General features: G+C 60.9%; 18 protein-coding genes. 10 read left to right on the top strand and 8 right to left on the bottom strand.

All coding sequences use genetic code 11. The features are described from left to right. Positions 1-55 precede the first annotated feature (55 nt). Positions 56-271: a TIGR02450 family Trp-rich protein gene (locus ACFZPT_RS19290; protein WP_047881679.1), complete on the bottom strand. Its 216-nt coding sequence runs from the start codon at positions 269-271 to the stop codon at positions 56-58. After that, complete coding sequence (locus tag ACFZPT_RS19285; protein WP_034095801.1) at positions 268-1,254, bottom strand: NAD(P)/FAD-dependent oxidoreductase; 987 nt, start codon at positions 1,252-1,254, stop codon at positions 268-270. The genes ACFZPT_RS19290 and ACFZPT_RS19285 overlap by 4 nt, the downstream gene beginning before the upstream one ends. Positions 1,255-1,452: 198 nt before the next feature. Here ACFZPT_RS19285 and ACFZPT_RS19280 point away from each other — a divergent pair, with 198 nt between their 5' ends. Both ACFZPT_RS19280 and hemH read left to right on the top strand, forming a co-directional pair. Then, positions 1,453-2,352, top strand: coding sequence for a TIGR01777 family oxidoreductase (locus ACFZPT_RS19280; RefSeq protein WP_034111701.1), 900 nt, complete (start codon positions 1,453-1,455; stop codon positions 2,350-2,352). Between the two features lie 14 nt (positions 2,353-2,366). Continuing rightward, on the top strand, positions 2,367-3,392 hold the full coding sequence (gene hemH / locus ACFZPT_RS19275) for a ferrochelatase (protein WP_034095803.1): 1,026 nt from the start codon (positions 2,367-2,369) through the stop codon (positions 3,390-3,392). 5 nt (positions 3,393-3,397) lie between these two features. On the opposite strand, the gene ACFZPT_RS19270 is transcribed toward hemH, so the two are convergent. Continuing rightward, entirely contained in the window at positions 3,398-5,491 is a 2,094-nt protein-coding gene (locus tag ACFZPT_RS19270; protein ID WP_099313220.1) for a TonB-dependent siderophore receptor, read from the bottom strand. Positions 5,492-5,603: 112 nt separating this feature from the next. Further along, the gene (gene algW, locus ACFZPT_RS19265; RefSeq protein ID WP_034095805.1) at positions 5,604-6,758 is read right to left on the bottom strand and encodes a Do family serine endopeptidase AlgW; all 1,155 of its coding nucleotides are present in this window, start codon (positions 6,756-6,758) and stop codon (positions 5,604-5,606) included. A gap of 102 nt (positions 6,759-6,860) precedes the next feature. Between algW and ACFZPT_RS19260 the strand changes: the two genes are divergently transcribed. The 3 genes from ACFZPT_RS19260 to cysN all read left to right on the top strand — a co-directional run bounded on the left by ACFZPT_RS19260 (position 6,861) and on the right by cysN (position 10,622). Next, on the top strand, positions 6,861-7,619 hold the full coding sequence (locus ACFZPT_RS19260; RefSeq protein ID WP_034095806.1) for a Nif3-like dinuclear metal center hexameric protein: 759 nt from the start codon (positions 6,861-6,863) through the stop codon (positions 7,617-7,619). Positions 7,620-7,796: 177 nt separating this feature from the next. Further along, positions 7,797-8,714 (top strand): sulfate adenylyltransferase subunit CysD, encoded by a 918-nt coding sequence (gene cysD, locus ACFZPT_RS19255; protein ID WP_005784641.1) that lies wholly within the window; start codon positions 7,797-7,799, stop codon positions 8,712-8,714. Positions 8,715-8,723: 9 nt separating this feature from the next. Further along, positions 8,724-10,622 (top strand): sulfate adenylyltransferase subunit CysN, encoded by a 1,899-nt coding sequence (gene cysN, locus ACFZPT_RS19250; RefSeq protein ID WP_034095807.1) that lies wholly within the window; start codon positions 8,724-8,726, stop codon positions 10,620-10,622. Positions 10,623-10,733: 111 nt separating this feature from the next. On the opposite strand, the gene ACFZPT_RS19245 is transcribed toward cysN, so the two are convergent. The 3 genes from ACFZPT_RS19245 to ACFZPT_RS19235 all read right to left on the bottom strand — a co-directional run bounded on the left by ACFZPT_RS19245 (position 10,734) and on the right by ACFZPT_RS19235 (position 14,103). After that, the gene (locus ACFZPT_RS19245) at positions 10,734-11,633 is read right to left on the bottom strand and encodes an acyltransferase (protein WP_034095808.1); all 900 of its coding nucleotides are present in this window, start codon (positions 11,631-11,633) and stop codon (positions 10,734-10,736) included. Continuing rightward, entirely contained in the window at positions 11,634-13,733 is a 2,100-nt protein-coding gene (pta, locus tag ACFZPT_RS19240) for a phosphate acetyltransferase (protein WP_047881676.1), read from the bottom strand. A 79-nt stretch (positions 13,734-13,812) separates the two neighbouring features. After that, positions 13,813-14,103 carry a DUF3565 domain-containing protein gene (locus ACFZPT_RS19235; protein ID WP_099313219.1) on the bottom strand — a complete coding sequence of 97 codons (291 nt, stop codon included), beginning with the start codon at positions 14,101-14,103 and terminating at the stop codon, positions 13,813-13,815. Between ACFZPT_RS19235 and ACFZPT_RS19230 the strand changes: the two genes are divergently transcribed. Next, a complete protein-coding gene (locus tag ACFZPT_RS19230) occupies positions 14,102-14,587 on the top strand; it encodes a peptidylprolyl isomerase (protein WP_040267216.1) in 486 nt (161 codons plus the stop codon). The genes ACFZPT_RS19235 and ACFZPT_RS19230 overlap by 2 nt on opposite strands. A gap of 355 nt (positions 14,588-14,942) precedes the next feature. Here ACFZPT_RS19230 and rpsT read toward each other — a convergent pair whose 3' ends face one another. Then, entirely contained in the window at positions 14,943-15,221 is a 279-nt protein-coding gene (gene rpsT / locus ACFZPT_RS19225; RefSeq protein ID WP_016976313.1) for a 30S ribosomal protein S20, read from the bottom strand. A gap of 253 nt (positions 15,222-15,474) precedes the next feature. Between rpsT and murJ the strand changes: the two genes are divergently transcribed. The 4 genes from murJ to lspA all read left to right on the top strand — a co-directional run bounded on the left by murJ (position 15,475) and on the right by lspA (position 21,419). After that, positions 15,475-17,013, top strand: coding sequence for a murein biosynthesis integral membrane protein MurJ (murJ, locus tag ACFZPT_RS19220; protein WP_099313218.1), 1,539 nt, complete (start codon positions 15,475-15,477; stop codon positions 17,011-17,013). Between the two features lie 119 nt (positions 17,014-17,132). Next, the gene (ribF, locus tag ACFZPT_RS19215) at positions 17,133-18,071 is read left to right on the top strand and encodes a bifunctional riboflavin kinase/FAD synthetase (protein WP_034095812.1); all 939 of its coding nucleotides are present in this window, start codon (positions 17,133-17,135) and stop codon (positions 18,069-18,071) included. 14 nt (positions 18,072-18,085) lie between these two features. Then, a complete protein-coding gene (ileS, locus tag ACFZPT_RS19210; protein WP_047881675.1) occupies positions 18,086-20,917 on the top strand; it encodes an isoleucine--tRNA ligase in 2,832 nt (943 codons plus the stop codon). Next, the gene (lspA, locus tag ACFZPT_RS19205) at positions 20,910-21,419 is read left to right on the top strand and encodes a signal peptidase II (protein WP_034095814.1); all 510 of its coding nucleotides are present in this window, start codon (positions 20,910-20,912) and stop codon (positions 21,417-21,419) included. Before ileS ends, lspA begins: the two co-directional genes overlap by 8 nt. Positions 21,420-21,424: the final 5 nt, after the last annotated feature.

Below are 21,424 nucleotides of genomic sequence, written 5' to 3'. Positions count from 1 at the left end.
TCATAGGTTTGATGCTGTACAAGTCAAATCATTTGTATAAGTTTTTACGCTGAGATTATTGCCAGCCGATTTTCCACGCCCCGGCGTCTTGCAGGGTTTGCCACGGCAGGCGTTCACCCCGGCGCGTCATGACCGCTTGCAGCTCGATTTCCAACACGGTGCCTTCTTCGTCACGAAACAGTTCGGTGACCAGAAAATGCTTTTCCTTGTTTTGGGGGTGTGCTGCTGTCCACTTCGACAGCAGCAATTTGGCCGGGTTGATGCGGTTCATTGCAGATGCTCGATCAGCCGTCGCGCTGCTTCTTGCCCGCTGAGCCAGGCGCCTTCCACACGGCCGGACAAGCACCAGTCACCGCATACGTACAAGCCTAGGTCGGCATCGGCGAGCACGCCGAATTCATGGGCGCTGGACGGTCGCGCGTACAGCCAGCGATGCGCCAGGCTGAACGACGGCGCGGGCATGGCGCTGTGCAGCAGTTCGGCGAACGCGCCGTGCAGGTATTCGGTGACCGCTTCTTTGGACAGGTCCAGATGAGCCTTGCTCCACGCGCTGGTGGCGTGCAGCACCCAGGTGTCGAGGGTGGTGTCGCGCCCGGGCTTGCTGCGGTTGCGCGCCAGCCAGTCGAGGGGGCTGTCCTGTACGAAGCAGCCCTCCATTGGGGTGTCCAGCGGGGTGTCGAAGGCCAGGGCCACGGCCCAGGTAGGGTCCATTTTCACACCGGCGGCGACGCCCGCCAGTTTGGGCGCGGCTGCCAGCAGGGCAGTGGCCTGGGGCGCGGGCGTGGCGATGATGACATGGCTGAACGGCCCGTGATTGCCGCCGTCGGCGTCCTGCAGGTTCCAATGATGTTTGCCTTGGAACACCTCGGTGATGCGGCAGCCGAATTGCACCGGCAAATCATCCAGCAATGCGCGGGTGATCGCACTCATACGCGGTGTACCGACCCAGCGCACCTGCTCATCGGGTGAGGGGGTGAGCTGGCCGGACTTGAATTGATAAAGCTGTGGTTGCCACTGATCGACCACGCCCTGCGTCTGCCAGCGTTGCACCTCGGTGGCGAAGCGCCGGTCGCGGGCGGTGAAGTACTGGGCGCCCATGTCGAGCGCACCGGCATCGCTGCGTTTGCTGGACATGCGTCCGCCGCTGCCGCGGCTTTTATCGAAGAGTTGTACAAGGTGCCCGGCCTCTTTTAACGCTCGGGCGGCGGAAAGTCCGGCGATGCCGGTACCGATAATCGCGATGGGTAGAGTCATGGTGGGCCTCATTTACCGTTGGGTACAGGCTACGCCGAGACCAATAGCTGTACAATATTGTTTTTTGGTATAAGTTTTGGCGTACCTGAACCGTTGACGTGGCCTATGGTTAACCCTACGCCACGCCCGACTTCGAATTGATCCCTGCTTATAAAATAGACCAGTGATCGGCGGCGAACGTTACATGAGGAGCGTCCCATGCATATTTTGCTGACCGGCGGTACCGGCTTGATCGGTCGCCAACTCTGCCAACACTGGCTGGCCCAGGGTCATCGTCTGACCGTGTGGAGCCGTCATCCTGAGGAAGTGGCGTCGCTGTGCGGCGCGCAAGTACTGGGCGTTGCGCGCCTGGAAGAGGTGATCGGCGCGGTAGATGCGGTGGTCAACCTGGCCGGCGCGCCCATCGCCGACCGCCCCTGGACTCACAAGCGCAAGGCGCTGTTGTGGAGCAGCCGCATCAGTCTTACCGAAACTTTGCTGGCCTGGCTCGAAGGCCTTGAGCAGAAACCGGCAGTGCTGGTGTCCGGTTCGGCGGTGGGTTGGTACGGCGACGGCGGCGAGCGCGAATTGACCGAAGCCAGTGGCCCGGTGCAGGACGACTTCCCCAGCCAGCTGTGCATCGCCTGGGAAGAAACCGCCCAGCGCGCCGAAGCCCTGGGCATCCGCGTGGTACTGGTGCGCACTGGTCTGGTACTGGCTGCCGAGGGCGGCTTTTTGTCGCGGTTGCTGCTGCCGTTCAAACTGGGGCTGGGCGGGCCTATCGGCAATGGCCGGCAGTGGATGCCGTGGGTGCATATCCAGGATCAAATTGCCCTGATTGATTTTCTTCTGCACAAGCAAGACGCCAACGGTCCTTATAATGCGTGCGCGCCGCACCCGGTGCGTAACCGCGAGTTCGCCAAGACCCTGGGCCAAGTGTTGCATCGCCCGGCATTCATGCCCATGCCGGCCTTCGCGTTGAAGGTGGGGCTGGGCGAGTTGTCGGGGTTGTTGTTGGGCGGCCAGAAGGCCGTACCGGAACGTTTGCTGGCGGCCGGTTTCACTTTCCAGTTCACTGAGTTGCGCGCGGCTCTGGACGACTTGTCCACCCGCCTCTAGAGATAGGATGTTGCATGACGGATCACGCGTTGTTACTGGTCAACCTGGGTTCACCGGCGTCCACTTCGGTGGCCGATGTGCGCAGCTACCTCAATCAGTTTTTGATGGACCCTTATGTGATCGACTTGCCATGGCCGGTGCGACGCCTGCTGGTGTCGCTGATCCTGATCAAGCGCCCAGAGCAGTCGGCCCATGCCTACGCATCGATCTGGTGGGACGAGGGCTCGCCGTTGGTGGTGCTCAGCCGTCGCCTGCAAGCGCAAATGACCGCGCAGTGGACCCAAGGCCCGGTGGAGTTGGCGATGCGTTACGGCGAGCCCTCCCTGGAAACCACCCTGACGCGCCTGGCCGCCCAGGGTATCCGCAAAGTCACGCTGGCGCCGTTGTACCCGCAGTTTGCCGACAGCACCGTGACCACGGTGATCGAAGAGGCCCAGCGCGTGGTGCGTGATAAGAAACTGGCTGTGCAGTTTTCGATCCTGCAGCCGTTCTACGATCAGCCGGAGTACATCGACGCATTGGCGGCGAGCGCGCGCCGCTATGTGGAACAGGATTACGATCACCTGCTGCTGAGTTTCCACGGCTTGCCCGAGCGGCACCTGACCAAGCTCGATCCCACCGGCCAGCATTGCTTCAAGGATGCCGACTGCTGCAAGAATGCCTCGCCTGAGGTGCTCGCCACCTGCTATCGCGCACAGTGCTTCAGTGTCGCCCGTGATTTCGCTGCGCGGCTGGGCTTGCCCGACGGTAAGTGGTCGGTGGCGTTCCAGTCGCGGCTGGGTCGCGCGAAATGGATCGAACCCTACACCGAGGCCCGCCTGGAGGCGCTGGCCCAGCAAGGTGTGAAAAAACTGCTGGTGATGTGCCCGGCGTTCGTCGCCGATTGCATCGAGACCCTGGAGGAGATCGGCGACCGCGGCCGTGAGCAATTCCGCGAAGCCGGGGGCGAGGACCTGATATTGGTGCCGTGCCTGAACGATGACCCGCAGTGGGCGGCGGCGCTCAATACCCTGTGCGAGCGCGCGCCGCAGCAACTGTAGGCGCGTTACAGATTGAGGGTCAGGCTGACCGTGAGGTTGCGCGGTTCGCCGGGGTTGACCCAGTAATTGCTGTAGGAGCGCTCGTAGTACTTTTCATCGAACAGGTTGTTGAGGTTCAGGCCCACCGTCACGTTTTGCGTGGCCTTGTAATGGGCCAGCAAATCGACGGTGTGGTAGGCGGGCAGTTCAAAGCTACCGCCGGCCTCACCCGAGCGATCCCCCACATAGGTGAACGCCGCGCCCATATCCGAGCCGCGCAAGGCGCCATCCTGGAATTCATACACCCCCAATAGACTGCCGCTGCGCTTGGCCACGCCGAGAATGCGGCTGCCCGTCGGAATTGTTTTGTCACCCTTGGTCACTTCGGCGTCGATATAGGCCAAGGCGCCGATCACGCGCACCGCGTCGGTCACTTGCCCGCTCAGCTGCAGGTCGAAACCCTGGCTGCGAGCCTTGCCCATGGCGCGGTTGGTATTGGTGGCCGGGTCCAGGGCCAGCACGTTTTCCTTTTCGATATGGAACGCGGCCAGGGTGGCGCTGAGGCGGTCGTCGAACAGTTCGCTCTTGATCCCCACTTCATAACCCACGCCTTCTTCAGGCTTGAAGGTTTTACCCGTGGCGTCCAGGCCGCTATTGGGCTTGAACGAGGTTGAAGCGTTGGCGAACACGCCGACCTCGGGCGTGAGCTGATAAAGCAGCCCGGCGCGCTGGGTGAGGGCGTCGTGGGTTTGTCGACTGGTTGGGGCGTTACGAGTGAAGTCGTCGAGGGTTTGTTCGAAGTGCTCGAAGCGCGCGCCAATCATGCCGCGCAAGCGCTCGGTGAAGATGATCTGGTCCTGCAGGTTCAACGCGTGGCTTTTAGTCTGCTCGAAGAAGTCAGTGCCGGAGCGAGCGCCATTGGGTTTGGGTTGGCCGTAGACCGGATTGTAGAGGCCTATGGGGTAGCTGCCCGCGATCGCAGTCACGCGTTCGCTCTTGCGGTACTCCTCGTATTCGGTGCCCACCAGCAATTCGTGCTGCCAACTGCCGATGTCGAACAGGCCACGCAGTTCCAGCTGGGTAATGCTGTCATGCCAGCCCATGGAGCGTTCGCGGTAACGGCGATTGAGGGTATGACCGTCGGCATTCAGCGCCCGGTTTTCCGAAGCATCGCCCCATAGGCTGCCTTGTTTGTAGTGGCTGGCCAGGCGCAGTTTCCAGGCGTCGTTGAGGTGATGTTCGAGGGTCGCTTGCAGGCGGTTGTTGTGGTTGTCGATATCGCCGTCGTTGGGCTCGCCGAGGAACGTGCGGCGCGATACGCCGGGAGCGTCGACGATGCCGCGGTCGAAGGTAGAGCTGTGGCGCACGAATTCACTTTCCACCAGCAGGGTGGTATCCGGGTCCAATTGCCAGCTGAACGACGGCGCGACAAACACCCGCTTGCTGCCGACGTGATCGCGGAAACTGTGGTTGTCTTCCACCGCCAGGTTGACCCTCGACAGCACGTTGCCTTCGCTGGCTAGTGGGGTGTTGACGTCCAGTGCGGTGCGATAACGATCCCAACTGCCTGCGCTGGCTTGCAGGGTGGTGAAGGCCTCGGGTTGAGGTTTTTTGGTGACGATATTCACCGTGCCGCCGGGATCGCCGCGCCCGTAGAGGCTGGCGGCAGGGCCCTTGAGCACCTCGATGCGTTCGATATTGGCGGTGTCCGGCGTGCTCGGGTAGCCACGGTTGGCGCTGAAGCCATCCTGGTAGAACTCCGAGGTGGTGAAACCGCGCACGCTGTATTCGTACAGGGTCAGGCCGCCGAAGTTGTTTTGCTTGGACACCCCGCCGGCGAATTCCAGCGCGCGTTCCACGTTGGTACTGCCCAGGTCTTTGAGCACCGTGGCGGGAATCACGCTGATGGACTGTGGGATGTCACGCAGGGCCGTGTCGGTTTTGGTCGCGCTGGCGGATCGGGTGGCGCGGTAGCCCGTGACCGGGCCGGTGGCGGATTCATAAGCGTCGGTCGTGACGCTGATAGCTTCCAGTTCCAGGCGGTTTTCTTCGCCATATGCGGGGTCCAGCAGCAACCCCAGGGCCAGACCGGCCATGGGAGCGATTTTTCGAGACGGCATGAGAGAGCGTTCCAATGATTTAATTGAAACAATATAACATGCCTAATGAGAATGAATCGCTATGAGATGTCAGCTGGCAAGTGCCCGCGAACGGGCACCTGGGGGCGGCCGGTTATTCCTCTTCTTTTACCGGGGCTGGCGGTGGGCGCAGGCCGATCTCGGCTGACAACTTGATCTCTTTGCCATTGCGCATGACCTGAATTGCGACTTTATCCGTCGGTTTGATTCGCGCCACTTGGTTCATCGACTTGCGTCCGTCGCCGGCCGGTTCGCCGTTGATGCTCAGAATCACGTCACCCAATTGCAGGCCGGCCTTCTGCGCCGGGCCATCGCGGAAGATCCCCGCCACCACGATGCCTGGGCGCCCAGTCAGGCCGAACGATTCGGCCAGCTCTTTGGTCAACGGTTGCACTTCGATGCCCAGCCAGCCGCGAATTACCTGGCCGTGCTCGATGATCGACTTCATCACTTCCATCGCCAGCTTCACCGGGATCGCAAATCCGATGCCTTGCGAACCACCGGACTTGGAGAAAATCGCCGTGTTAATGCCGGTCAGGTTGCCATTGGCATCCACCAGGGCGCCGCCGGAGTTGCCCGGGTTGATCGCGGCATCGGTCTGGATAAAGTCTTCGTAGCTGTTAAGACCCAGTTGGTTACGCCCGGTGGCACTGATGATGCCCATGGTCACCGTCTGGCCAACCCCGAACGGGTTGCCGATGGCCAGTGCGACATCGCCCACGCGCAAGCCATCGGAACGGCCGAGGGTGATCGACGGCAGGTTCTTCAAGTCGATCTTCAGCACCGCCAGGTCCGTTTCCGGGTCACTGCCCACCACTCGGGCCAGGGTTTCGCGGCCGTCACGCAGGGCCACCACAATCTGATCGGCGCCACTGGTCACATGGTTGTTGGTGAGGATGTAGCCCTCAGGGCTCATGATCACCCCGGAACCCAGGCTGGACTCCATGCGCCGCTGCTTGGGCCCGTTGTCACCGAAATAGCGGCGGAATTGCGGGTCTTCAAACAGCGGATGCGCCGGTTTGTTGATGACTTTGGTGGTGTACAGGTTGACCACCGCCGGGGCGGCGATCACCACTGCGTCGGCGTAGGTCACCGGGCCTTGCACCACCGTGGTGGTCTGTGGGGCCTGTTGCAGGTTCACATCAAGGCTGGGTAAGCCCACCCACTGAGGGAAACGCTGAATGATCAGCATCGCGATCAGCACGCCGGCCAGCAATGGCCATCCAAAAAAACGCAGCGCCTTGAGCATCAAGTAAGTCCTGACAGGTTGCAGGGGGCGGGGGAGCGCCCATAATGTCGCGCATTATACGAGGCTGAGCGCGCCTCTGAACGGGATATTTAGGAGACTTTCATGGCCGTCCCCCTTACCACCCTCGTCGAGGAAGCCGACCGCTACCTCGGCAGTGCAAAAATTGCCGATTACTGCCCCAATGGCCTACAGGTCGAGGGTCGTCCGCAGGTGATGCGCATCGTCAGCGGCGTGACCGCCAGCCAGGCGCTGCTGGACGCCGCCGTCGAAGCCCAGGCCGACCTGGTGCTGGTGCACCACGGTTACTTCTGGAAAGGCGAAAACCCGTGCATCACCGGCATGAAGCAGCGTCGTCTGAAAACCCTGCTCAAGCACGACATTAGCCTGCTGGCCTACCACCTGCCGCTGGACCTGCACCCCGACGTCGGCAATAACGTGCAGCTGGCGCGCCAGTTGGATATCACCGTCGAAGGCCCGCTGGACCCGGACAACCTCAAGGTCGTCGGCCTGGTGGGCTCCCTCGCCGAGCCGCTATCCCCCCGCGATTTCGCTCGCCGCGTGCAGGACGTGATGGGCCGCGAGCCTTTGCTGATCGAAGGCAGCGAGATGATCCGGCGCGTCGGCTGGTGCACCGGCGGCGGCCAGGGCTATATCGACCAGGCGATTGCCGCGGGTGTCGACCTGTTCCTCAGCGGCGAAGCCTCCGAGCAGACCTTTCACAGCGCCCGCGAAAACGACATCAGTTTCATCGCCGCCGGCCATCACGCCACCGAACGCTACGGTGTGCAGGCGTTGGGCGATTACCTGGCGCGGCGCTTTGCCCTGGAACATCTATTCATCGATTGCCCCAACCCGATCTGAACCACAACGCTGACCAGGATGGGGGAGGGGATGCCTGCTTTCACACAAACCTGACGGCATATTGATATATCGTTTCGGTCTAGCTGGCGCCCTAAATAGAAGAAGTTGCTGTGCTAGCATGCCTCGCTCGAACACGGCCCGCTGGCCGTCCATAAGATCGTTTTTCCGTGAGTAACCATGGTCGACAAACTGACGCATCTGAAACAGCTGGAGGCGGAAAGCATCCACATCATCCGCGAGGTCGCCGCCGAGTTCGACAACCCGGTGATGCTCTACTCGATCGGTAAAGACTCTGCCGTGATGCTGCACCTGGCACGCAAGGCGTTTTTTCCGGGCAAGCTGCCCTTCCCGGTGATGCACGTCGACACCCGCTGGAAATTCCAGGAGATGTACAAGTTCCGCGACAAGATGGTCGAAGAACTGGGCCTGGACCTGATCACCCACGTCAACCCGGACGGTGTGGCGCAGGGCATCAACCCATTCACCCACGGCAGCGCCAAGCACACCGACATCATGAAGACCGAGGGCCTCAAACAGGCTCTGGACAAGCATGGTTTCGACGCAGCATTCGGCGGCGCCCGTCGCGATGAAGAGAAATCCCGCGCCAAAGAGCGTGTGTACTCGTTCCGCGACAGCAAACACCGCTGGGACCCGAAGAACCAGCGTCCGGAGCTGTGGAACGTCTACAACGGCAACGTCAACAAGGGCGAGTCGATCCGCGTGTTCCCGCTGTCCAACTGGACCGAGCTGGACATCTGGCAGTACATCTACCTGGAAGGTATCCCGATCGTGCCGCTGTACTTCGCTGCTGAACGTGAAGTGATCGAGAAGAACGGCACGTTGATCATGATCGACGACGACCGCATCCTCGAACATTTGTCCGACGAAGACAAAGCCCGCATCGTCAAAAAGAAAGTACGTTTCCGTACCCTTGGCTGCTACCCGTTGACGGGCGCGGTGGAGTCCGAAGCCGAGACGCTGACGGACATCATTCAGGAAATGCTCCTGACGCGAACTTCCGAGCGCCAGGGCCGGGTCATCGACCATGATGGCGCCGGCTCTATGGAAGATAAAAAACGTCAGGGTTATTTCTAAGGGGTTGTCATGTCGCACGCATCTGATTTGATCAGCGAGGACATCCTCGCCTACCTGGGCCAGCACGAGCGCAAGGAAATGTTGCGCTTCCTGACCTGTGGCAACGTCGACGACGGCAAGAGCACCCTGATCGGGCGCCTGCTGCACGACTCCAAGATGATCTACGAAGATCACCTGGAAGCCATTACCCGCGATTCGAAGAAGTCCGGCACCACCGGTGACGACATCGACCTGGCCTTGCTGGTCGACGGCTTGCAGGCCGAGCGTGAGCAGGGCATCACCATTGATGTGGCCTACCGCTACTTCTCCACCGCCAAGCGCAAATTCATCATCGCCGACACACCCGGCCATGAGCAGTACACCCGCAACATGGCCACCGGTGCGTCCACCTGTGACCTGGCGATCATCCTGATCGACGCACGCTACGGTGTGCAGACCCAGACCCGTCGCCACAGCTATATCGCCTCGTTGCTGGGCATCAAGCACATCGTGATTGCCGTCAACAAGATGGACATCAACGGCTTCGACCAAAGCGTGTTCGAGGCGATCAAGGCCGATTACCTGAAGTTCGCCGAAGGCATCGCGTTCAAGCCGAGCACCATGGCGTTCGTGCCGATGTCGGCGCTCAAGGGCGACAACGTGGTCAACAAGAGCGAGCGTTCGCCTTGGTACACCGGCCAGTCGTTGATGGAGATCCTCGAAACCGTCGAGATCGCCAACGACCGCAACTACACCGACCTGCGTTTCCCGGTGCAGTACGTCAACCGTCCGAACCTGAACTTCCGTGGGTTTGCCGGCACCCTGGCCAGCGGCATCGTGCACAAGGGCGACGAAGTCGTGGTGCTGCCGTCGGGCAAGAGCAGTCGCGTCAAATCCATCGTCACGTTTGAAGGTGAGCTGGAACACGCCGGCCCAGGCCAGGCTGTGACCCTGACCATGGAAGACGAAATCGATATCTCCCGTGGCGACCTGCTGGTGCATGCCGATAACGTGCCGCAAGTGGCCGACGCGTTCGACGCCATGCTGGTGTGGATGGCCGAGGAGCCGATGCTGCCGGGTAAAAAATACGACATCAAGCGCGCCACCAGCTATGTGCCCGGTTCCATCACCAGCATCGTGCACCGCGTGGACGTGAACACCCTGGCCGAAGGCCCGGCGAGTTCGTTGCAGTTGAATGAGATCGGCCGGGTCAAGGTCAGCCTCGACGCCGCCATCGCGCTGGACGGTTACGACAGCAACCGCACCACCGGCGCCTTTATCGTCATCGATCGCCTGACCAATGGCACCGTGGCGGCCGGCATGATCATCGCGCCGCCGGTCAGCCATGGCAGTGCGTCGCACCACGGCAAGTTGGCCCATGTGGCAACCGAAGAGCGCGCCATACGCTTCGGCCAGCAACCGGCTACCGTGTTGTTCAGCGGTTTGTCGGGCGCCGGTAAGAGCACGCTGGCCTATGCGGTCGAGCGCAAGCTGTTCGATATGGGCCGCGCTGTATTCGTGCTGGATGGCCAAAACCTGCGTCACGACCTCAACAAAGGGCTACCGCAGGATCGCGCCGGGCGTACTGAAAACTGGCGGCGCGCGGCTCACGTTGCGCGTCAGTTCAACGAAGCCGGCCTGCTGACCCTGGCCGCGTTCGTCGCACCGGATGCCGAGGGTCGCGAGCAGGCCAAGGCGCTGATTGGCAGCGATCGCCTGTTGACGGTCTACGTGCAAGCATCGCCGCTGGTGTGCGCCGAGCGTGACCCGCAAGGTCTGTACGCCGCCGGTGGGGATAACATCCCGGGCGAATCCTTCCCGTACGACGTGCCGTTGAACGCCGATCTGGTAATCGACACCCAGGCCCTATCGCTGGAAGAGAGCGTCAAGCAAGTGCTGGAGCTGTTGCGCCAGCGCGGCGCGATCTAAGCTTCGCGCAATCAAATGTGGGAGGGGGCTTGCCCCCGATAGCGATGTACCAGTGACAGATGTACTGACTGACACACTGCTATCGAAGGCAAGCCCTCTCCCACCTTTTGATTATCGTTTGTCTGGGAAGTCTTTATGTAGCTTGTCCAGTAACGCATCCTTCTCTTCCCACAGCTGATTGATCCACCCCTGGAACGCCAGCCGATACTCTCCATCCTGCTCATAATTGCTGCCGATAAACTCGACCGGGATCTGCACCTCGTCAAACTGCACCACCACGTCCTTCACCTTCCCGCATAGCAAGTCCCAGTACCCCGGGCGCCCGGCGGGGTAGTGGATGGTCACGTTCACCAGTGACTTCAATTGCTCGCCCATGGCATCCAGTACAAACGCGATACCGCCGGCCTTGGGTTTGAGCAGGTAGCGAAACGGCGAGTTCTGCTGTGCGTGTTTGGCCGGCGTAAACCGCGTGCCCTCGGCGAAGTTGAAGATGCCCACCGGGTTGTCGCGAAATTTCGCACAGGTCTTGCGAGTGGTTTCCAGATCCTTGCCTTTCTTCTCCGGGTGTTTTTCCAGGTAGGCCTTGGTGTAACGCTTCATGAATGGAAACCCCAGGGCCCACCATGCCAGTCCAATCACCGGCACCCAGATCAGTTCCTGTTTGAGGAAGAACTTCAGCGGGCGAATCCGACGATTGAGCACGTATTGCAGCACCATGATGTCGACCCAGCTCTGGTGGTTGCTGGTCACCAGATAGGAATGCTGATAATCCAGGCCTTCAAGGCCCTTCACATGCCAGCGCGTGCGCTGAACCAGGTTCATCCAGCCCTTGTTGTTGGTCACCCAGGCCTCATGGGTATGGTTCATCAGCCACTCGCTGAACCCCTTGGCGAAGGGCAGGGCCTTGAACAGCGCCACGACAAACAGGAACGAACACAACAGGATGGTGTTCAGCGCCAGCAACAGCGAGGCGATCACCCCGCGTACGGCGGCAGGTAGAAAATCCAGCATTTAGATATCCATAGGTCGATTGGCGGCTTGGATCGCGGTCAGCGCGATGGTGTACACGATGTCGTCGACCTGGGCGCCGCGCGGCAGGTCGTTGACCGGTTTGCGCAGGCCCTGAAGCATTGGCCCCAGGCTGACGCAGTCGGCGCTGCGCTGCACCGCTTTGTGGGTGGTGTTGCCGGTGTTCAGGTCCGGGAATACAAACACCGTAGCCTTGCCAGCGACCGGGCTGTTGGGCGCCAGTTGGCGGGCCACGGTTTCGTTGGCGGCGGCGTCGTATTGCAGCGGGCCGTCGATCAGCAGTGAACTCTGTTGCTCGTGGGCGAGCAGCGTGGCTTCGCGGACTTTCTCGACTTCTTCGCCGCTGGCCGAATCGCCGCTGGAGTAACTGATCATCGCCACCCGTGGCGTGATGCCGAACGCTTGCGCCGAGTCGGCGCTCTGCAGGGCGATTTCCGCCAGTTCGGCGGCGCTCGGGTGCGGGTTCATCACACAGTCGCCGTACACCAACACCTGCTCGGGAAACAGCATGAAGAACACCGACGACACCAGCGTGCAACCCGGTGCGGTTTTAATCAGTTGCAAGGCCGGGCGGATGGTATTGGCGGTGGAGTGGATGACGCCGGACACCAGCCCGTCGACTTCATCCAGGGCCAGCATCATGGTGGCGATCACCACGGTGTCTTCCAATTGCTGCTCGGCCATCGGCGCATTGAGACTCTTGCTCTTGCGCAGCGCCACCATGGGTTCGACGTAACGCTCGCGGATCAGGTCCGGGTCGAGAATCTCCAGCCCTTCGGGCAGCTCGATGCCTTGGGCGCGGGCCACGGCTTCGACGTCCGCCGGTTTGGCCAACAGCACGCAGCGCGCAATGCCTCGGGCCTGGCAGATAGCGGCGGCCTGTACGGTCAGCGGCTCGCTGCCTTCGGGCAAAACGATGCGCTTGTTGGCGGCCTGGGCGCGCTGGATCAATTGGTAGCGGAACACCGCCGGCGACAGGCGCATCTCCCGCGGCGTGCCGCAGCGTTGGTGCAGCCAACGCGCATCGAGATGGCTGGCGACGAAATCGGTAATGATCTCGGCGCGCTCGCGGTCATCGATGGGGATTTCCTTGTTCAGGTTGTTGAGCAGGTTGGCGGTTTCGTAGGAGCCGGTACTCACCGACAGCACCGGCAGCCCGGCCTGGAAGGCGCCGCGGCACAGGTCCATGATGCGCGGGTCGGGCAGGGTGTCGCTGGTCAGCAGCAACCCGGCCAGGGGTACGCCATTGATGGCGGCCAGGCTGACGGCCAGGATAATGTCGTCGCGGTCGCCGGGGGTCACCACCAACACGCCGGGCTTGAGCAGTTCCACGGTGTTACGCATGGTGCGGGCGCAGATGATGATGCGGGTCATGCGCCGGGTTTCGTAATCGCCGGCGTTGAGGATCTGCGCACCCATCAGGTCGGCGACGTCGCGGGTACGTGGCGCGTTAAGTTCTGGCTGATAGGGAATGCAGCCCAGCAGACGGAAATCACCGCTGCGCAACAACGGCGAATGCTCTTTCAGGCGCGCCGAGAAGGCCTCCATGCTTTCCTCGGTGCGTACTTTGTTGAGGATCACCCCCAGCACTTTCGGGTCTTTCGGCCCGCCGAACAGTTGCGCCTGCAACTCCACGCGGCCGGACAGCTCGGTGAGCACTTCGTTTTCCGGGGCGGACACCAGGATCACTTCCGCATCAAGGCTCTTGGCCAGGTGCAGGTTGACCCGTGCGGCATAGCTGGCGCTACGGGTCGGCACCATGCCCTCGACGATGAGCACATCCTTGCCCACGGCGGCCTGCTGATACAGCGTGATGATTTCTTCCAGCAGCTCATCGAGCTGGCCGTCGCCGAGCATCCGCTCTACGTGGGCCAGGCCCAACGGCTGTGGCGGCTTGAGGCCGTGGGTACGCGCCACCAGTTCGGTGGAGCGCTCGGGGCCGGTGTCGCCGGGGTGGGGCTGGGCAATTGGCTTGAAGAAGCCGACTTTCAGCCCGGCTCGTTCGAGGGTGCGCACCAGCCCGAGGCTGATGGAGGTCAGACCCACACCAAAATCGGTGGGCGCGATAAAAAAAGTCTGCATGCGAATTCTCTGGAGGTGCATGGCTTCGGTGGCGCTCTATGACTGAGGGCCTGCCGGGAATCAGGTGCCAAGGTTATCGCTATTCGTGGGCTTGCGCACACCAGCCGCAGGCAAAGCGCTGGCCTATTTTTTCACTGCGTTGCTGCGGGTCCAGTACCCAGGCGCGGGATTGCCAAGGCGGCTGGTGGCGCAGGTGCTGGGTGTGGCCGCAGGACAGCTCGGCCACCCAGTGCGCGCTGTCGTCCTGATGGAACGCGACGATGTAGGATGCCGTTGATCGGCCCCGTCCGTCCGGGTTCTGTTCGCTTTCGGGCAAATCCTTGTTTAGACTTGTCCGTTCTTCATTCTTATGCAAAAGGTCTCGCCCCATGACGATCGCCGCTAACAAGGCTGTCTCCATCGACTATACCCTCACCAACGACGCTGGTGAGGTCATCGACAGCTCAGCCGGCGGCGCGCCGCTGGTCTACCTGCATGGCGCAGGCAACATCATTCCTGGCCTGGAAAAGGCCCTGGAAGGCAAAGTAGTTGGTGATGAGCTGACCGTTGCCGTGGAACCTGAAGATGCCTACGGCGAATATTCCGCCGAACTGGTCAGCACCCTGAGCCGCAGCATGTTCGAAGGTGTTGATGAGTTGGAAGTGGGCATGCAGTTCCACGCTTCGGCGCCGGACGGCCAAATGCAGATCGTCACTATCCGTGACCTGGACGGCGACGACGTTACCGTCGACGGCAACCATCCTCTGGCTGGCCAGCGCCTGAACTTCCAAGTGAAGATCGTTGCCATCCGCGACGCTTCCCAGGAAGAAGTGGCCCACGGCCACGTCCACGGTGAAGGCGGTCATCACCATTGATCGTGGTTTGATCAATAGGTAGCAAAACGCCCCGACTGGTTCGGGGCGTTTTTTTGCCTGCATTTTTTGGTTGACCGGTTTCCAGTGGTGAGCGGGCTTTTTGTGGTGAGCGGGCTTGCCCCGCGCCGGGGCGCGAAGCGGCCCTAAAACCTGAGATTGGGTTCTGTCTGGAGGAACGCGTTGAATGTATTGGGGCTGCTGCGCAGCCCAGCGCGGGGCAAGCCCGCTCACCACAAAAAAGCCGCACATCCCGCAGGGGGGGATTTTCAGGCCCCAACAAAAATGCCCCGGACCTTTCGGTACGGGGCATTTCTTAACTGTTACGCAACCTGGGTTGCGTTGCAGTTGTTACCACTTAGGCTGCTGCAGCAACGCTCAGAGCCTTGATGTGGCCATTCAGGCGGCTCTTATGACGAGCGGCCTTGTTCTTGTGGATGATGCCTTTATCGGCCATACGGTCGATAACTGGCACAGCCAGAACGTAAGCAGCTTGAGCTTTTTCAGCGTCTTTGGTGTCGATGGCTTTAACTACATTCTTGATGTAGGTACGAACCATGGAACGCAGGCTGGCGTTGTGGCTGCGACGCTTCTCAGCCTGTTTTGCACGTTTTTTGGCGGAAGGTGTGTTGGCCACCGTCGAGCTCCTCGAAAGACTTTTTAGGAAATAGCAAACAAAATAGGCCGCGAATCATGCCGATGACTTGATGGGTTGTCAAGGGCGGCTGATGCGAACTGCTGAGCGGTCGATCTGAAGAGGCGGGTGATTTATTTCCGGCGCTTGACCTGTAAACTCGCGAGCTTTGGCTCTGTGCTGTTGCAGGCGCGCAGTATCGCATAAGTAGGCGCACAGTTCGCCTGCTCTTTATCTATAGGCGCAAACTCTTTCGATGAATCTGCTCAAATCGCTGGCCGCCGTCAGCTCTATCACGATGATTTCCCGGGTTCTGGGGTTTGTGCGTGACACCCTGCTAGCGCGCATTTTTGGCGCCAGTATGGCCACGGATGCGTTCTTTATCGCCTTCAAATTGCCCAACCTGCTGCGGCGTATCTTCGCCGAGGGCGCCTTTTCACAGGCTTTCGTGCCGATTCTGGCGGAGTACAAGACCCAGCAGGGCGAAGAAGCGACGCGTACTTTTATCGCCTATGTTTCCGGGCTGCTCACCCTGGTACTGATGCTGGTGACTGCCCTGGGCATGCTGGCCGCTCCCTGGGTGATCTGGGCCACGGCGCCCGGCTTTGCCAATACCCCGGAAAAATTTGCGCTGACCACCGACCTGTTGCGCGTGACCTTTCCTTATATATTGCTGATCTCCCTGTCGTCCCTGGCCGGGGCGATCCTCAATACCTGGAACCGTTTCTCGGTGCCGGCCTTCGTGCCGACCCTGCTGAACGTGAGCATGATCATCTTTGCGCTGTTCCTCACGCCGTACTTCGATCCGCCGGTGATGGCGCTGGGCTGGGCGGTGCTGGCCGGCGGCCTGGCGCAATTGCTTTACCAACTGCCGCATTTGAAGAAGATCGGCATGCTGGTACTGCCGCGCCTGAACCTCAAGGACACCGGTGTTTGGCGTGTCATGCGCAATATGTTGCCGGCGATCCTTGGTGTATCGGTCAGTCAGATCTCGCTGATCATCAATACTGCGTTCGCCTCCCTGCTGGTGTCCGGCTCGGTGTCGTGGATGTACTACGCCGACCGCCTGATGGAATTGCCTTCCGGGGTGCTGGGGGTGGCGCTCGGCACGATCTTGCTGCCGACCCTGGCGCGCACCTACGCCAGTAAGGATCGCCAGGAGTATTCGCGCATTCTCGATTGGGGCCTGCGCCTGTGCTTTGTGCTGGTGCTGCCCTGTTCACTGGCGCTGGGGATTCTGGCCGAGCCGTTGACGGTCTCGTTGTTCCAATATGGTCAGTTCGACGCCCATGACGCCCAGATGACCCAACACGCGCTGATCGCCTACTCCGTCGGCCTGCTCGGCATCATCGTGATCAAAGTGCTGGCGCCGGGCTTCTATGCTCAGCAGAACATCCGCACGCCGGTGAAAATCGCAATCTTCACCCTGATCGTCACGCAACTGCTCAACTTGCTGTTTATCGGCCCGCTGGCCCATACCGGCTTGGCCTTGGCAATCAGTGCCGGCGCCTGCATCAATGCCGGCCTGCTGTTCTATCAACTGCGCAAGCAGCAGATGTTTCAGCCGCAGCCGGGCTGGGGGATATTCGCGATCAAATTGCTGGTGGCGGTAGGGGCGATGTCCGCCGTGCTGCTTGGCTTGATGCACATAATGCCCGCCTGGGATCAGGGCCATATGCTGGAGCGCTTTATGCGACTGGGTGTACTGGTGATCGCTGGTGTGGTGGTGTACTTCGGAATGTTGCTGCTGCAAGGTTTCCGGCTGCGGGATTTCAATCGCAAGTCACTGAATTAGAGAGTTTGCCGCGATAAAACCGGTGTTTTATCGATTCGACCCATTTGGCCTGCGCTGTTGCCTGTCGTCCGGGGCAGTGTGTGGTTATAATCGACCACTTTATGAGCAAGAAGCGCGTTATGCAGCTGGTTCGAGGTCTCCACAACCTGCGCCCCCAGCATCGGGGCTGCGTCGCCACTATTGGCAACTTTGACGGTGTTCACCGTGGCCACCAGGCTATCCTGGCCAGGCTGCGCGAGCGTGCGGTCGAGTTGGGCGTGCCCAGCTGCGTGGTGATTTTTGAGCCCCAGCCGCGGGAGTTTTTCTCCCCTGAGACCGCGCCAGCTCGCCTGGCACGCCTGCGCGATAAACTGCAATTGCTGGCCGAGGAAGGTGTGGACCGCGTCCTCTGCCTGGCCTTCAACCAGCGTTTGCAAAGCCTCAGTGCCGCCGAGTTCGTCGACCGCATCCTGGTCGATGGCCTGGGTGTACAGCACCTGGAGGTCGGTGACGACTTCCGTTTCGGCTGCGATCGCGTTGGCGATTTCGAGTTTCTGCAACAGGCCGGCGTCAGCCAGGGATTTACCGTCGAAGCTGCGCAAACCGTCGAACTGGATGGCCTGCGCGTGAGCAGTACCCAGGTGCGTAATGCCTTGGCCGCTGCCGACTTCGCGTTGGCCGAGCGTTTGCTCGGTCGCCCGTTCCGCATCGCCGGGCGGGTACTGCACGGCCAGAAGCTGGCGCGCCAATTGGGCACGCCGACCGCCAACGTGCAACTTAAGCGCCGCCGTGTGCCGCTGACCGGGGTTTATCTGGTCAGCGTCGACATCGACGGTCAATCGTGGTCCGGAGTCGCCAACATAGGCGTCAGGCCCACGGTTGCAGGTGATGGCAAGGCCCACCTGGAAGTTCATCTTTTGGATTTTGCCGGTGATCTGTATGACCGGCGTTTGACGGTGGTTTTCCACCAGAAGCTGCGTGAAGAGCAGCGTTTCGCCTCGCTTGAGGCGTTGAAAACGGCGATCAATGCGGATGTCGCCGCCGCCCGTGCACTAGCCGCACCTAGCGCCCATCGCTAACCGAAGAGCCTTAAATGACCGACTATAAAGCCACGCTAAACCTTCCGGACACCGCCTTCCCAATGAAGGCCGGCCTGCCACAGCGCGAACCGCAGATCCTGCAGCGCTGGGACAGTATTGGCCTGTACGGAAAGTTGCGCGAAATTGGCAAGGATCGTCCGAAATTCGTCCTGCACGACGGCCCTCCTTATGCCAATGGCACGATTCATATCGGTCATGCGCTGAACAAGATCCTCAAGGACATGATCATCCGTTCGAAAACCCTTTCGGGTTTCGACGCACCTTATGTTCCAGGTTGGGACTGCCACGGCCTGCCGATCGAACACAAAGTCGAAGTGACCCACGGCAAGAACCTGGGTGCCGACAAGACGCGCGAATTGTGCCGTGCGTACGCTACCGAGCAGATCGAAGGGCAGAAGTCCGAGTTTATCCGCCTGGGCGTGTTGGGCGACTGGGCCAACCCGTACAAAACCATGAACTTCAAGAACGAGGCCGGTGAAATCCGCGCCTTGGCCGAAATCGTCAAGGGCGGTTTCGTGTTCAAGGGCCTCAAGCCCGTGAACTGGTGCTTCGACTGCGGCTCGGCCTTGGCGGAAGCGGAAGTCGAGTACGAGGACAAGAAGTCCTCGACCATCGACGTAGCCTTCCCGATCGCCGACGAGGCCAAGCTGGCCGATGCGTTCGGCCTGGCCAGCCTGGCCAAGCCGGCGGCCATTGTGATCTGGACCACCACCCCGTGGACGATCCCCGCCAACCAGGCGTTGAACGTGCACCCGGAATTCACCTACGCCCTGGTGGACGTCGGTGATCGCCTGCTGGTACTGGCCGAGGAAATGGTCGAGGCCTGCCTGGCGCGCTACGAGTTGCAAGGTTCGGTGATCGCCACCACCACAGGTTCGGCGCTGGAATTGATCAACTTCCGTCATCCGTTCTATGACCGTCTGTCGCCGGTGTACCTGGCCGATTACGTCGAGCTGGGCTCGGGTACGGGCGTGGTTCACTGCTCGCCCGCCTACGGCGTCGACGACTTTGTGATCTGCAAGAAGTACGGCCTGGTCAACGATGACATCATCAATCCAGTGCAAAGCAACGGCGTCTATGTACCGTCGCTGGAGTTCTTCGGTGGCCAATTCATCTTTAAAGCTGACAAGGCCATCATCGACAAGCTGCGCGAAGTTGGCGCGCTTATGCAGACCGCGACTATCCAGCACAGCTACATGCACTGCTGGCGCCACAAGACCCCGCTGATCTACCGCGCCACCGCGCAGTGGTTTATCGGCATGGACAAACAACCGGTTGCCGGCGACACCCTGCGCAATCGTGCTCTCAAGGCCATCGAAGACACCGGCTTTATCCCGGCCTGGGGCCAGGCGCGCCTGCACTCGATGATCGCCAACCGTCCGGACTGGTGCATCTCCCGTCAGCGCAACTGGGGCGTGCCGATCCCGTTCTTCCTCAACAAGGAAAGCGGCGAGCTGCACCCGCGTACCGTCGAACTGATGGAAGAAGTGGCCCGGCGCGTTGAACAGGAAGGCATCGAAGCCTGGTTCAAACTGGACGCCGCCGAGCTGCTGGGCGACGAAGCGCCGCTGTACGACAAGATCAGCGACACACTCGATGTCTGGTTCGACTCGGGCACCACGCACTGGCACGTATTGCGCGGCTCGCATCCGATGGGCCACCAGAGCGGCCCGCGCGCCGACCTGTACCTGGAAGGCTCAGACCAACACCGTGGCTGGTTCCACTCGTCGCTGCTCACCGGTTGCGCCATCGACGACCACGCGCCTTACCGCGAACTGCTGACCCATGGTTTCACCGTCGACGAAAACGGCCGCAAGATGTCCAAGTCCCTGGGCAACGTGATCGCGCCGCAGAAAGTCAACGACACCCTGGGTGCCGACATCATGCGTCTGTGGGTGGCTTCTACCGACTATTCCGGCGAAATGGCCGTGTCGGAGCAGATCCTGCAGCGCAGCGCCGATGCCTACCGCCGTATCCGTAATACCGCACGCTTCCTGCTGTCGAACCTGAGCGGTTTCAACCCGGCCACCGACATCCTGCCGGCCGAAGACATGCTCGCCCTGGACCGTTGGGCCGTGGACCGTACCCTGTTGCTGCAACGCGAGTTGCAGGAACACTACGGCGAATACCGTTTCTGGAACGTCTACTCGAAGATCCACAACTTCTGTGTGCAGGAGTTGGGCGGTTTCTATCTCGACATCATCAAGGACCGCCAGTACACCACCGGCGCCAACAGCAAGGCGCGCCGTTCGGCGCAGACCGCGCTGTACCACATCTCCGAGGCGCTGGTGCGCTGGATCGCACCGATCCTGGCCTTCACCGCCGACGAACTGTGGGAGTACCTGCCAGGCGAGCGTAACGAGTCCGTAATGCTCAACACCTGGTACGAAGGCCTGACCGAATTGCCGGCCGACTTCGAGCTGGGCCGCGAGTATTGGGAAGGTGTGATGGCCGTCAAGGCTGCGGTGAACAAGGAGTTGGAGGTTCAGCGCGCGGCCAAGGCAGTTGGTGGCAACCTGCAAGCCGAAGTTACCCTGTTTGCCGAGGAAGGTCTGACCGCCGACCTGGCCAAACTGAGCAACGAGCTGCGCTTCGTGTTGATCACATCCACCGCGACCCTGGCGCCTTTCGCCCAGGCACCGGCGGATGCCGTGGCGACCGAAGTGCCGGGCCTGAAGCTCAAAGTGGTTAAGTCGGCGTTCGCCAAGTGCGCCCGTTGCTGGCACTGCCGTGAAGATGTCGGTGTGAACCCTCAGCATCCTGAAATCTGCGGTCGCTGCGTCGACAACATCAGCGGTGCCGGTGAGGTTCGCCACTATGCCTAACGCCGGCCGTTTCGGACGTCTGGGCTGGCTTGTCTTGAGTTTGCTGGTCCTGATCATCGACCAGGTCAGCAAGGCTCACTTCGAAAGCTCCCTGGAAATGTTCCAGCAGATCGTGGTGATCCCGGACTACTTCAGCTGGACACTGGCTTACAACACCGGTGCGGCGTTCAGCTTCCTTGCCGACAGTGGCGGTTGGCAGCGTTGGCTGTTTGCCCTGATCGCGGTAGTGGTCAGCGCGGTGCTGGTGGTCTGGCTCAAGCGCCTGGGTCGCGATGACACCTGGCTGGCTGTGGCCTTGGCCCTGGTGTTGGGCGGCGCGTTGGGTAACCTGTACGACCGCATTGCCCTGGGCCATGTGATCGACTTCATCCTGGTGCACTGGCAGAACCGTCATTACTTCCCAGCATTCAACTTTGCCGACAGCGCGATCACCGTCGGTGCAATCATGTTGGCGCTGGATATGTTTAAAAGTAAGAAAACCGGAGAGACCGTCAATGACTGATCAGG

Origin of the sequence: Pseudomonas sp. MD330_10 (assembly GCF_042610415.1) — a bacterium.
In the GTDB taxonomy this organism is placed as follows: domain Bacteria; phylum Pseudomonadota; class Gammaproteobacteria; order Pseudomonadales; family Pseudomonadaceae; genus Aquipseudomonas; species Aquipseudomonas rhodesiae.
Note: the sequence above shows the minus strand (reverse complement) of the source record. Positions and strands in the feature narration are given on the sequence as shown.